Below are 13019 nucleotides of genomic sequence, written 5' to 3' on the forward strand. Positions count from 1 at the left end.
CTTTTTTATTTCTTATCGATTTGTTTCATTCCCGTCAGCTGCGGCATCACATCCTTCATCAGCGCCAGAAATTTACGCAGTCGGACCGGATAATAACGCGCCCAGGGATACACCAGATGCACCGGCAGCGATGCCGCAGGCCAGTCTGCGAATAGCTCGACTAAACGCCCGTGAACAATATCTTCTTCCACCATCCAGCTTGACACAATGGCTACCCCCAGCCCTGCCAGAGCCGCATTTCTGGCAACATAAATACTGTCCGTGCTTAATCGGGGAGAGATATTTATCGTGATGGGTTCATTTCGCTGTTGATGGCGCAGCGACACACTATGCTGATAAAACGTGTTTACAGCAATCCACGGCAGCGTTGATAACTGTTCGGGATGCGTAGTATCGCCATACTGCGCCAGCAATGCCGGGCTGGCCACAATGCTTCGGGGCACTTCGGCCAGCAGAACGGAGACCGTTGCCGGATCAACTTCCGCACCCACTCGGATCGCGCAATCAATATTGTCGCTAAGGAAATCCACCGTTTTGTCATTGAGCATCCACTCCACCGATAACTGCGGATAACGGGCCAGAAATTGCAGCAGCGGTTCAAGCAGTTGTTGCTGACCAAACGCATGAGGCGCTCGTACCCGCAGCGTACCGACGGGTTCATCCTCCGTGATATTCAGCCCATCTTCCAGCGCTAACCAAGCATCGATAATATGCTTAGCATGCTGATATCCCCGCTCTCCGTCATCGGTCAATTTCATCGCGTGGGTGGTGCGTAAAATCAGTTTCACACCCAGCAGCGTTTCCAGGGATTGCAGTCTCCGACTGACGGTCGCCTGGGTGGTCCCCATCTGTTTTGCCGCCGCAGAGAGCGATCCTGCCTCAACGATGCGCACAAACGTCCGCATCAGCTCCACTCTGTCTATACGCTCATTTTTCAAGATAACCACTTTCATCATACGTCAAACGTATAACTGTTTTACCACCACGCCCGCTACCGTGCCAATGAGCGAAAGATAAAAATAGCCGTACATCCTGTGATTGAGGAATCATTTGTGAACACATCTACCGCACTTTCCCGTTGGGTCATCTTTGTACTGGCACTTGGCGCCGGTTTCAGCGTGGCGGCTATCTACTATGCCCAGCCTCTTCTGCCGCTGATCGGTCAGGACCTGACCTTAAGTCTCACCGGTATGGGGCTGGTGCCGACGCTTACCCAGGCCGGGTACGCGCTGGGGATTTTGTTTCTCTTACCGCTTGGCGACCGCTATGACCGCCGGACTTTAATCTTGCTGAAAAGCATCTCACTTGCCGTGCTGCTTCTGGCCTGCAGCTTTAGCGGGCAACTGCATTCACTGCTGTTGATTAGCTTGCTGATGGGAATGGCGGCAACCATGGCACAGGACATCGTTCCCGCAGCAGCCATACTCGCCCCCGCGGGGAAACAGGGAAAAACGGTCGGTACGGTGATGACCGGCCTGTTGCTGGGCATTTTGCTCTCCCGCACCGTCAGTGGTCTGGTGGGCGAAGCGTTTGGCTGGCGCGAGATGTATCAACTCGCCGCCATCAGTATTGCCATTATTACTGTGGTGATGTGGAAAATGCTGCCTCACTTTGCGGCCAATTCCACGCTGAGCTATCCGTCGTTAATGCTCTCAATGGCCAAACTCTGGCAACGGTATCCTGTACTGCGCCGGGCGGCGCTGGCACAGGGATTCCTGTCAATTGCCTTCAGTGCCTTCTGGTCAACGCTGGCGGTGATGTTATCCGAGCATTATCACATGGGCAGCGCAGTAGCCGGGGGTTTTGGTATTGCAGGAGCCGCTGGCGCGCTTGCCGCACCGCTAGCCGGACATCTTGCAGACAGAGTTGGCGGCGAAAAGGTCACGCAACTGGGGGCATTATTAGTGACGCTTTCTTTCGCGCTGATGTTTTTACTGCCCGCCCTGCCGGTTGAGGGACAGTGGCTGCTAATAGCCCTTTCTGCGGTCGGCTTTGATCTTGGGCTACAATCCAGCCTGGTGGCTCACCAGAATCTGGTCTATAGCCTTGAGCCTCAGGCGCGGGGCCGCCTGAACGCCCTACTGTTTACCCTGGTGTTCATTGGCATGGCGTTGGGTTCAGTTCTCGGCACCCAAGTTTACGCCCTGGCAAACTGGCAAGGCGTTGTCGGGTTGGCAACCGTCAGCGGTGCGATTGCTCTGATGATCAGACTGACAGGTAACACTGTGGTGAGTCGGACAAAAACGGCCTAAAAAAATGCCCGCGCCGGGGGGGAAGTGGCGCGGGCAGACAAACATATCCAGTTTCATGATATGTTTCAAAAAAAGGCGTTAACGATTTAACTGGAACAACGACATTCCCTGCATATCGGTAAACGCTTTATAGGATGCCTGCAGCGCAGCCTGCTGCATAACATAGGACGAAATCGCTGCGTTCCAGTCGACATCCACCAGGTTACTCATCTGCTGAGTTTGCCCTAATGCGCGATCGGTACCCAGTGAATCCAGCGAGCTCAACTCACTGAGTTGTGTGCCTAATTCAGCACGCACAGACAGGACGTTATTAAGCGAGTTCTTCAGGCCACGGCTGGTTTTATCAATAGCGGCTGCCGCTTTATCTTTTGCCACATCATCCCCAGCAACCGGCGTTTTAAGGGCATCAATAGCGGTATCCAGCATTTTGAACAGGCTCTTTTCCTGGGTTCCACCCGCGGGTTCCGGCACCGCATTACTGGTCAATTCGGCAAATATTTTATCCCCGGTATGGCCAATCACCATGGTACGGGCAGCATCGACCTGCTGGGTCACGTTTTGGGTTCCGCCAGTATAGGTACCATCAGCCTGGGCAAATGGTGCACTTTCTGTTTTATATCCACCGAAAATATAGCGCCCGTTGCCATCGGTGCTGTTCGCCAGGTTCATCAGCTGATCGCGGATCCCCTGTAAATCAGTTGCCAACGATGCACGGTCATCATCACTTAACGTCCCGTTAGCAGCATGGACAATTTTTTCCTGCGCGCTCTGAATAGCCGTCGTTACCTGTCCCAACACGTTTTCTTCCAGTGAGACTTTTTGCGTGGCGAAAGAGCGCGCCAGCGTGTACTGGCTGTTTTGTGCCTGAGCCTGAGACAGCACCACGGCCTGTGAGGCGGCAATCGGATCGTCAGACGGATTAATGACCCGTTTACCCGTCGACATTTGCTCGCCGAATTTCATCCATTCCGCCTGAGAGTTGGTGATGCCACGCATGTTCTGCTGGTACATCATCTGGGTACTGATACGCATTGATTCCCTCTCCCTTAGCGAATATTAATCAGTGCATCAAACAACGCATTCGCGGTTTGCAGCACCTGGGCGTTAGCCAGGTAGTACTGCTGATAGCGCTGCAAATTGCCGTACTCTTCGTCGAGATTCACCCCGGAGATGGACTGCTGCTGATTAGAGAGCTGCGTGACCACGTTGTTTTGCGTGGTGCTGCTGGTTTTCAGCGTCGCGGTTTTGTTACCGACATCGCTTACCAGCGTGGCATAGGCATCGTTGAAGGTTTTATTCCCGACGGTGGCCTTATTTTGTAGATCCAACAGTTTCTGACCGTTACGGTTGTCGCTTGCGCCCGTCTCCGCAGCAGGATCGGTCTTTTTCTCTGACGCCATGGCAATTTTTGACTCGTCGGTCACCATCACTTTCATATTGACGATGGCGTCGCTAACCGGCTTCAGAATAAAACTGTCATTATCGTTAGCTCCGGTTGGTTTATTCGTCACCGTCACTTTCAGGCCATCAATATCCAGTTTACCGCTGGCATCCGGTTTTGCTTCAAACGTCGTATTATCCGCCAGGCGCGTGACTTGCCATTTGCCACCGTTAAACACAACTTTATAGTCAGTCGCCTGCACTTTCGAACTATCATCAACTTCAGCGGTTAACTCCGCTTTGCCGGTGTTTTTAGCATTACTGGTCACCGACGGATCGCCGATGGCAAAGAAATCCTTACCCGCAACACCATCAGTATCAAAACCGGCTTTATGCTGTGTGTTAAAGGCGTCGGCAAAAGCCAGTGCCAATTGGCCCAGCGTATTACGCGTCTGGTCCAGTTCCTGAGAGCGAAACGTCAGCAACCCACCCAGTGAGCCGGTATTGAGCAGTTTTTCTGGAATTTCAATATTACCCGCAACCCCATCGACATAGGCCACGGTGGTGCGGGTGGTATCGGCACTGGACGGTACGGCAGCAAGCTGACGTGCGCTACTGCCCTGCACCAGCGAATAGCCATTCGCCATGGTGACGTTATAGGTGCCGCCGTCTTGAACGCTGACTTCAACGCCGACAATCTTGTTTAATTCGCTCACCAACTGGTCGCGCTGGTCCAGCAGATCGTTCGGTGAAGCGCCCGCGCCGACGCCGGTCAGACGAGAGATTTGATCGTTGAGGCTGGCAATTTGCTTCGAGTAGTTATTGATCTGGTCAACACTGGCGGAAATCGCGGTATTAACCTGTTTATCCTGATCGCGCAGATACTGATCGGTGGTTTTAAACTGGTTGACTAAGCCGTCTGCTTTGCCAATCAATGCCTGACGCGCCGCCGGGTCTTCTGCGTTACTGACCAACGTTTGTAAGCTGGTGAAAAAGCCCTGCATCGAGGTAGAAATAGAGCTGGTCTTGCTGGCGAGCAGGTTATCGATTTTCGACATTTGCTCATAACGCGTTGTCAGACCGCTGCTTTGGTTCTGCGCAGCGCGTAACTGATTACTGATAAATGAATCATACTCACGCTGCACGCCAGAAACATAGACGCCATTGCCAACCCAGCCCCCCGCACCCAGCGTGCTGTTTGCTTGCGCCATAATGGTCGTCTGGCGGGTATACCCTGCCACGTTATAGCTGGAGATGTTATTACTGGCTGTGTTCAACGCGGCCTGCGCTGCGCTAAGACCACTCATGGCGTTGTTAATCAAGCTGGACATGGAGGTTCCTTGTAATCCTTCAATACTCGTTATTATCGGCAGCGGATGGGTAGACTTGAGTTATTTAAAACAGATTGTCGAGATTGCTACTGTAAGTTTTACTCACTTTCTCGCTCATCGACTTCAGCTGCTGGATCATGGTGGTTAATTTACGCGCATAGTGCGGATCGGTGGCGTAGCCTGCATTCTGCAAGGCCTGCGCACCCTGTTCGGCAGTCGCCGCACCGGTTACCGCGGCGTAGCGCGGATTACGCGATATCAGCCCGACATAATCCGACAGCGCCTCAAGGTACGAGCTATAGACACGGAATCGGGCTTTCACTTTTTTCGCCTCACCGTTTTCATATTCGGTAGTGGTGATTTCGGTGGTCGGCCCTTTCCAGCTCCCCGAAGCCTTCACGCCGAAAATGTTAAAGCTCGGCTCACCGTTCTCACGGCGGATTTGGCGTTGCCCCCAGCCGGATTCCAGCGCAGCCTGTGCCAGGATCAGATGATGCGGTACCCCGCTTTGTTGACTCGCCAGTTTTGCTGGTAGCGATAGCTGAGCAAGGAAGTCTTTACTGTCGCCCGACAGCGGTTCATCGTTCCCTTCCGTCGCTTTCGGTAGCGCTTTACGCACCATCTGCGTCAGTGCCTGGTTTTGATAGCTGGTCACCGTTTCCAGTGAAAACTTCATCGGTACCTGCGGCGCATCATCCGCAGGCGTCCCCTGGCCTTCGGTCATCTGCTTAACCATCATTTCAGCCAGCCCCAGACCTTTGCCTGCTGTCATCTGCTGGGCTACCTGCTGGTCATACATGCTGGTGTACAAGCGCGTCGAGTCGCTGCTAAAGACGCCATCTTTTGGCAGCGCTTCACGCATGCTTTTCAGCATCATCTGGACAAACATCCCTTCAACCTGGCGGGCGACCGGGCGGATATTTGCCGCCGGTTCCTGACCCGCCTTCGCTTTCAGTTCGTTCAGCGATTGCGCATCCCAAGCGGCGCTGCTCAGCAGTTTGCTGTCGCCAATCATCAGATAATTTCCAGTTTGGCGCGTAAACAACCCGCACTTTGCATGGATTGCAGAATTGACATCAAATCCATTGGCGTGGCACCGAGCGCATTGAGGGCGCGAACCACATTGTTCAGATTGGCGCTGGAGCGCACGCTCTGCAATGAGCCGCCGCTTTGACGCATATCGATTTGGGTTTGCGGGGTAACCACGGTTTGCCCACCGCCAAACGGCGTATCGGGCTGACTGACGTTGGCCTGGCGATTCACTGTGATAGACAAGTTGCCCTGCGCGACCGCACAACTGTCCAACGTAACTTCGCGGTTCATCACTACCGATCCCGTACGGGAGTTGATAATCACCTTCGCATCCTGCGGCGTTACGTTCACTTCTATATTCTGGATATCAGCGAGGAAGCGCACCTGTGAGCTATTGCCGCTCGGCACACGCACCTGAATCGTACGCGCATCCAGCGCCGTGGCGCTGCCAAACCCACGCGAACGGTTAATGGTGTCGGTTATCTGCTGTGCCAGGGTGAAGTCTTCATTATTCAGCTGCAGATTGAGGGTGTTTCCGCCACCAAACTGGCTAGGAAGTTCGCGTTCAATAGTGGCCCCGTTGGTGATCCGCCCACCATTGAGTTGGTTCACCTGAACGCTACTGCCGCCCGCCGCAGCACCGGCGCCGCCGACTAAAATATTGCCCTGCGCCAGCGCATACACCTGGCTATCAACCCCTTTCATCGGGGTCATCAGCAGCGTCCCGCCGCGCAGGCTTTTGGCATTACCCATTGAAGAGACCACAACGTCAATGGTTTGTCCCTGACGTCCAAACGCCGGAAAGGATGCAGTCACCATCACCGCCGCCACGTTTTTCAACTGCATATTGGTGCCGGTCGGCACGGTGATCCCCAGTTGAGAGAGCATGTTATTGAGCGTTTGGGTGGTGAACGGCGTCTGGGTGGTCTGGTCACCCGTGCCGTCCAGTCCTACCACCAGCCCGTAGCCAATCAGCGAGTTTTCACGCACACCCTGAACGCTGGTCAGATCGCGAATACGATCGGCATGGGCCAACGTGGTTGCCAGCATCAGGACCATTGCAACAAGAGTTTTAAACACAGAAAGCCTCGCTTACATCGGTGACAAATTAAGGAAGAAACGCTGCAACCAGCCCATATTCTGCGCTTCGTTGATATAGCCGTTACCGACATACTCAATACGTGCATCCGCCACCTGGGTTGACGGAACAGAGTTGCTGCCGCTGATGGTGCGCGGGTTAACCACCCCGGAGAAGCGGATAAATTCAGTGCCCTGGTTTATGGCGATCTGCTTTTCACCCACAACGTGTAAATTGCCGTTGACCAGAACCTGATCGACGGTCACGGTCAGCGTACCGCTAAAGGTGTTACGGGCATTAGCGCCACCTTTACCGTTAAAGGAGTTCCCACCGGACGCTTCTACGTCAGCACGCTCGTTGCCAAACAGTCCCTGCAGGTAGCGCGGCACCGTGTCGAAACCAAAGTTTGTTTTGCCATCACGGCTGGCATTAGCAGAAGAGCTTTTGCTCGCACTGACGTTTTCCTGCAATACGATAGTTAGCGTATCGCCAACATTGCGCGGACGGCGGTCTTCAAATAGCGGCTGGTAGCCATAGTTAACTGGCTGCGCAGACTGAAAAATTGATCCATTGGCCACCGGCGTTGGGCCAGGTATCGGCTGGGCAGAGGTCGCCCCCTGAACCAGCGGCGTGGCCGGGATCCAGGCACATCCTGTCAGTGACACCACCAGCAGGGCCGTAATCGGGTATGGGTGAAGCGCGTTTTTTCGCATTGCCTTCATCTTCTACATCAGTGTGCCGGTGAGGTTTTCACCCCACCGGACAACACGTTAGAGTTGCGTCAGTTTTTGCAGCATCTGATCGGTAGTCGACACCGCTTTGCTGTTGATTTCGTAAGCACGTTGAACCTGGATCATATTCACCAGCTCTTCCGCCACGTTGACGTTAGAGGTTTCAACATAGCCCTGATACAGCAGACCCGCGCCGTTAAGCCCAGGCGTGCTCTCGTTCGGCGCACCTGAAGATTGCGTCTCGGTGTACAGGTTCTCACCAATGCTTTCCAGGCCGGTATCGTTCATAAAGGTGGTCAGGTTGAGCTGGCCTACCTGTACCGGCGCCGCCTGTCCTTGCTGGGTTACGCTGACGATGCCATCACGCCCGATAGTGATGCTGAGCGAGTTCGCTGGAATGGTGATCGCTGGCTGAACCTGAAAACCGCCTGCCGTCACCAGTTGACCGTTCTGATCCACCTGGAAAGAGCCGTCACGCGTATAAGCAGAAGTACCATCCGGCAACATGACCTGGAAAAAACCCTGGCCTTTAATCGCCACATCTTTGCTGTTATTGGTCTGTGACAGGTTGCCCTGACTGTGTAAACGCTCGGTCGCCACCGGACGCACACCGGTACCGATTTGCAAACCCGAAGGCAGTACGGTCTGTTCAGAAGACTGCGCGCCCGGTTGACGAATCGTCTGGTACAACAGATCTTCAAACACCGCACGCTGACGCTTGAAACCATTGGTGCTGACGTTTGCCAGGTTGTTGGCAATCACATCCATGTTGGTTTGCTGTGCATCCAGGCCGGTTTTGGCGATCCATAATGAACTGATCATAAAATGTCCTGTATTAACTCATCGACAGCAGTTGGTTGGCGCGACCCGCGTTATCATCCACGCTACTGATAATCTTCATCTGCATTTCGAAGCGACGGGCGCTGGCGATCATGTCGCTCATCGCGGCAACCGGTTTGACGTTACTGCCCTCCAGCACGCCCGACATCACGCGGATGCTGGGATCGGCCGGAAGCGTCGGACCACGGGTCGCCTGTGCCGCCGCGCTCAGACGGAACATACCGTCATCACCACGCTGCACTTCACTTCCCGTCGCCTTCACCAGCTTCAGACGCCCGACAGGCGCCACGGTATTCGCCGGATCGCCTGGGTTCAGCACAGAAATCGTCCCGTCAGCAGCAATGGTGATTTCTGAACCTTCCGGTACCGCTATTGGCCCGGCTTCGCCAATCACCGGGTGTCCCTGAATGGTCAGTTCACCGGTGGGGCTTACCTGAATTGCGCCATTACGGGTGTACCCTTCACTGCCGTTAGCGGTCTGCACCGCCAGCCAGCCGTCCTGTTGCAGCGCAACGTCCAGCGGGCGGGAGGTGTAGTCCATCTGACCTGGCGTCATATCAGCCCCTGGCGTTGAGGCCACCACCAGCGTACGCGTCGGTAAAGAGAGCCCTTCAACCGGTACCGCACGTAGCGCATTAAGCTGCGCGCGGAAACCCGGCGTTGAGGCGTTTGCCAGGTTGCTGGCCGTCACCGCCTGTTGGTTCAGCGTCTGACTGGCCGCGCCCATGGCGGTATAAATTGCGTGATCCATTAAGCCATCCCGTCAAGCGCTTAGCGCAGGTTGACCAGCGTGTTGAGGATCTGATCCTGGGTTTTGATGGTCTGCGCGTTCGACTGATAGTTACGCTGGGCGACGATCATGTTCACCAGTTCTTTACTCAAATCCACGTTCGATGCTTCCAGCGCGCCGTTCGTCAGCTTGCCGAAGTTACCGGTGCCCGCGGTGCCCAGCAGCGCAACGCCAGAAGACTGTGTCGCGGCCCAGACGTTATCGCCCTGAGAAGCCAGACCTTCGTTGTTGGCAAAGTTAGCCAGCACGATCTGCCCCAGTACTTGCTTTTGTTCGTTGGAGTAGTTACCGACGACGGTGCCGTCATTGTTAATCTGGTAGCTCACCAGATCGCCCGGTTTGTAGCCGTCCTGATTCGTCGCTACGATGTTGTTGGCGCCGGTGTTCTGCTGCATAGAGTTCTGGAAACTCATTGCAAAGGTGATAGCAGGTGCGCCATTGAGTGGGCTAGTGGTGATATCAAAGGTACCGCCCCCGATTAACGCCCCGTTGGTATTAAATTCCAGCGTGGAAGTCGGTGTAGTTGGCACAGGAGCCTTAGGATCACTGCTATCAATGGTGTAGACAGCCCATTTGTTATCAGGCTGCTTAACAAAATAAGCGTTAACTTCGTGGGCATTCCCCAAGCTGTCATAAACGGTGACAGGGCCTTTTTTGTTATAGCTGTCCGCATCTTTCGGATCGAACTTTGCCGCTGTCGGGATTTTATCCGATGAGTTCAGGTTGATCTGCATTGATGCTTTGCTGGTAGCCTGTGCCGCCATCAATGTATTCGGAACTGTGATCGGTCCCGGGTTTGCGCCCTGTTGTACCGTCGGCGGTGTGCCGGTGGCCGGGTAACCCGTCAGCTGCAGTCCCTGCATGTTGACGATATTACGGTTTTGATCGAGCTTGAATTGACCGTTACGGCTGAAGAAAACAGACCCGTTGCTGTCGACCATACGGAAGAATCCGTTCTGGCTAATGGCAACGTCCAGCCCACGGCCGGTGTTGGTGGTAGTGCCATCGGTAAAGTCCTGGGTAATACCCGCAACTTTAACGCCCAGGCCCACTTTAGAACCGGCAAACATATCCGCAAAGGAAGCGGTACCGGATTTAAACCCGTAGGTCGCGGAGTTGGCGATGTTGTTACCGATGACATCGAGGTTGGTCGCTGCAGCGTTCAGACCGCTGACCGCTTGAGAAAAGGCCATGACTTACTCCTGATAAGTGTGAAGGCTTAGATGATCTGCCGTACTTCGTCGAGGGTGGTGGTTCCATAGGTGCCGAGGTCCAGCGTGTTACCGCCGTTGCTGCGAATAACCCCCTGCACCAACGCAAACTGAAGTGGCTGCGCCACAAGCTGCGTCCCCCCATTGCTGGCGGATATCGCCACGTTGTAGGAACCGCTTGGGGCCGCCGTGCCATCCGTCATGGTGCCGTCCCAGGTGAAGGTGTGAACCCCCGCCTTCAGCTCACCAATATCGATCGTGCGCACGACCTTGCCGTCTTTATCGGTAATGGTGGCAGTGACCTTATCGGCTGGCTGCTGCAGCTCAACGCCAAACGGTGTCGTGGTGGTGGTCGCCCCCTCTTCTGTCCCTTTCCCGGTCAGGATCGTGGTACCTGGAATCATCACGCCATGACCAATCAAGGTACTGGCCTGCAGCGACTGACTGTTGTCTATCTGTCCAGAAATCGACCCCAGCGTAGTATTCAGCTTCTCAATCCCGCTGACGGTACTGATTTGCGCCAACTGGGTGGTGAGTTCGTTGTTTTGCAAGGGGTTGGTCGGATCCTGGTTTTTCAGCTGCGCGACTAACAGCGTCAGAAAGCTGCTTTGCAGATCGGCGGCATTGCTGCCCGTCAGTGAACTGTTGTTACTGGCTGCATTCACGCCCGTGCTGCTCGGGTCATTCATTTTTACCGAAATTGACATGTGCGGCTCCTTTACTGGCCTAGCGTCAGCGTTTTAAGCATCAAACTTTTTACGGTATTGAGCACTTCGACGTTTGCCTGATAGCTGCGTGAGGCTGACATGGTGTTGACCATCTCTCCGACCACATCCACATTGGGCATTTTGACGTAACCGTTCGCATCGGCCAGCGGATTACCCGGTTCATAAACCAGCTTGTCCGGCGCCTGGCTCTCAATCACATCAGCGACTTTTACGCCACCGGTAGCCGCACCCGGCGCGGCGTTAACCTGAAAAACAACCTGCTTCGCGCGATACGGTTGACCGTCAGGTCCCGTCACGCTGTCCGCATTCGCCATATTGCTCGCCGCCACGTTCAGGCGCTGGGATTGCGCGGTCAGCGCCGAACCTGCGATATCAAAAATATTTAACAACGCCACGAATTAGTTCCCTCCTTGCAGCACGGTCATCATGCCCTTGATTTGTCCACCCAATGCGGTGAGCCCCATCTGATACTTCAGACTGTTATCGGCAAACTGCGTACGCTCGCGGTCCATATCCACCGTATTGCCATCCAGCGACGGTTGGTCCGGAATGCGATAAAGCAACTCCGTCGAAGGTGCAGAAAGTGTCTGGGCCGGAATATGTTGTGCAGAGGTCAGCGTCAACGAGACACCGCCGGTTTCTTCCCGTCCACGCACCATGACTTTTTTTAATTCACTGGCGAAATCCAGGTCGCGCGCCTGATACCCCGGCGTGTCGGCGTTGGCAATGTTGGCCGCTAATACTTCCTGGCGTTGGGCGCGCAGATTCAGCGCTTCCTGTTGAAAACGTAAGGCGGCGTCGAGCTTATCGAGCATATCTCCTCCGCAAATGACAAAATTCAGCCGACAGCTTAAATCCCATTACGCGCGCGTTATCGCTGGAATAAGCGCAAAATGCGTCGCTATTTGTTGCGTTGATGGCGGCGTCACACAGGTAAAATCCAGCCACAGCCTGAAAAAGCGAGAGGTATTGATGCAAACGTTCAAACGCGGAATAGCGGTGGTCGCACTGCTGTTCAGCCCCCTGACGCTGGCGCAAGACCTGAATTCGCAGCTTACGGCGTGGTTTTCCGAGCGACTGGCAGGGTTCAGTGACGAGGTGGTCGTTACCCTCCGGACCCCACCCAACCTGCTGCCTGCCTGTGAGCAACCGGCACTCAGCGTGGCCGGTAGCGCGAAGTTATGGGGCAATGTGAATGTGCTGGCGAGATGCGGCAATGAAAAACGTTACCTACAGGTGAACGTGCAGGCCACGGGCGACTACGTGGTTGCCGCTGCCCCCATCGCCCGGGGAAGCGCGCTTAACTCAGCCAGCGTAACGCTAAAACGCGGTCGTCTGGACCAACTGCCGCCACGTACCGTGCTGGACATTAACCAGGTGCAGGAAGCGGTGAGTCTGCGTGATGTGGTCGCTGGCCAGCCGATCCAGCTCACCATGCTGCGTCAAGCATGGCGGATAAAAGCGGGTCAGCGCGTGCTGGTTATCGCCAATGGAGACGGTTTTCGCGTGAATGCGGAAGGTAAGGCGCTGAATAATGCGGCGGTTGCCCAGAACGCCAGGGTACGGATGCTTTCAGGCCAGGTCGTCAGCGGCGTCGTCGATTCTGATGGGAATATTCTTATTAACCTATAATAGGTTAAAGATTT

The 13019-nt window shown here is 54.7% G+C and carries 14 protein-coding genes; 2 read left to right on the top strand and 12 right to left on the bottom strand.

The window, feature by feature from the left end:
* Window positions 1-5: 5 nt before the first annotated feature.
* Window positions 6-941 carry a LysR family transcriptional regulator gene (locus FDW88_RS04120; RefSeq protein WP_164496610.1) on the bottom strand — a complete coding sequence of 312 codons (936 nt, stop codon included), beginning with the start codon at window positions 939-941 and terminating at the stop codon, window positions 6-8.
* Between the two features lie 111 nt (window positions 942-1052).
* Here FDW88_RS04120 and FDW88_RS04125 point away from each other — a divergent pair, with 111 nt between their 5' ends.
* A complete protein-coding gene (locus FDW88_RS04125; RefSeq protein ID WP_115258862.1) occupies window positions 1053-2252 on the top strand; it encodes an MFS transporter in 1200 nt (399 codons plus the stop codon).
* Window positions 2253-2330: 78 nt separating this feature from the next.
* On the opposite strand, the gene flgL is transcribed toward FDW88_RS04125, so the two are convergent.
* The 11 genes from flgL to flgB all read right to left on the bottom strand — a co-directional run bounded on the left by flgL (window position 2331) and on the right by flgB (window position 12188).
* Window positions 2331-3284 (bottom strand): flagellar hook-associated protein FlgL, encoded by a 954-nt coding sequence (gene flgL / locus FDW88_RS04130; protein ID WP_115258863.1) that lies wholly within the window; start codon window positions 3282-3284, stop codon window positions 2331-2333.
* A 14-nt stretch (window positions 3285-3298) separates the two neighbouring features.
* On the bottom strand, window positions 3299-4963 hold the full coding sequence (gene flgK, locus FDW88_RS04135; protein ID WP_115258864.1) for a flagellar hook-associated protein FlgK: 1665 nt from the start codon (window positions 4961-4963) through the stop codon (window positions 3299-3301).
* A 64-nt stretch (window positions 4964-5027) separates the two neighbouring features.
* Window positions 5028-5978 (bottom strand): flagellar assembly peptidoglycan hydrolase FlgJ, encoded by a 951-nt coding sequence (gene flgJ, locus FDW88_RS04140; RefSeq protein ID WP_137362078.1) that lies wholly within the window; start codon window positions 5976-5978, stop codon window positions 5028-5030.
* Window positions 5978-7075: a flagellar basal body P-ring protein FlgI gene (locus FDW88_RS04145; protein WP_096757557.1), complete on the bottom strand. Its 1098-nt coding sequence runs from the start codon at window positions 7073-7075 to the stop codon at window positions 5978-5980. The genes flgJ and FDW88_RS04145 overlap by 1 nt, the downstream gene beginning before the upstream one ends.
* Before the next feature lie 12 nt (window positions 7076-7087).
* Window positions 7088-7786 (bottom strand): flagellar basal body L-ring protein FlgH, encoded by a 699-nt coding sequence (locus tag FDW88_RS04150; protein WP_096757558.1) that lies wholly within the window; start codon window positions 7784-7786, stop codon window positions 7088-7090.
* A gap of 57 nt (window positions 7787-7843) precedes the next feature.
* Window positions 7844-8626: a flagellar basal-body rod protein FlgG gene (gene flgG, locus FDW88_RS04155; RefSeq protein WP_045441663.1), complete on the bottom strand. Its 783-nt coding sequence runs from the start codon at window positions 8624-8626 to the stop codon at window positions 7844-7846.
* Between the two features lie 13 nt (window positions 8627-8639).
* Window positions 8640-9395, bottom strand: a complete 756-nt coding sequence (locus FDW88_RS04160) for a flagellar basal body rod protein FlgF (protein ID WP_137362079.1) — start codon at window positions 9393-9395, stop codon at window positions 8640-8642.
* A 20-nt stretch (window positions 9396-9415) separates the two neighbouring features.
* Complete coding sequence (flgE, locus tag FDW88_RS04165) at window positions 9416-10627, bottom strand: flagellar hook protein FlgE (RefSeq protein ID WP_137362080.1); 1212 nt, start codon at window positions 10625-10627, stop codon at window positions 9416-9418.
* Window positions 10628-10653: 26 nt separating this feature from the next.
* Window positions 10654-11352: a flagellar hook assembly protein FlgD gene (gene flgD / locus FDW88_RS04170; RefSeq protein WP_115258868.1), complete on the bottom strand. Its 699-nt coding sequence runs from the start codon at window positions 11350-11352 to the stop codon at window positions 10654-10656.
* Between the two features lie 11 nt (window positions 11353-11363).
* Window positions 11364-11768, bottom strand: a complete 405-nt coding sequence (flgC, locus tag FDW88_RS04175) for a flagellar basal body rod protein FlgC (RefSeq protein WP_096757562.1) — start codon at window positions 11766-11768, stop codon at window positions 11364-11366.
* A 3-nt stretch (window positions 11769-11771) separates the two neighbouring features.
* The gene (gene flgB, locus FDW88_RS04180) at window positions 11772-12188 is read right to left on the bottom strand and encodes a flagellar basal body rod protein FlgB (RefSeq protein ID WP_096757563.1); all 417 of its coding nucleotides are present in this window, start codon (window positions 12186-12188) and stop codon (window positions 11772-11774) included.
* A gap of 157 nt (window positions 12189-12345) precedes the next feature.
* Here flgB and flgA point away from each other — a divergent pair, with 157 nt between their 5' ends.
* Complete coding sequence (flgA, locus tag FDW88_RS04185; protein WP_115258869.1) at window positions 12346-13005, top strand: flagellar basal body P-ring formation chaperone FlgA; 660 nt, start codon at window positions 12346-12348, stop codon at window positions 13003-13005.
* Window positions 13006-13019: the final 14 nt, after the last annotated feature.

The organism is Citrobacter sp. wls829, assembly GCF_005280825.1.
Lineage (GTDB): Bacteria > Pseudomonadota > Gammaproteobacteria > Enterobacterales > Enterobacteriaceae > Citrobacter > Citrobacter gillenii.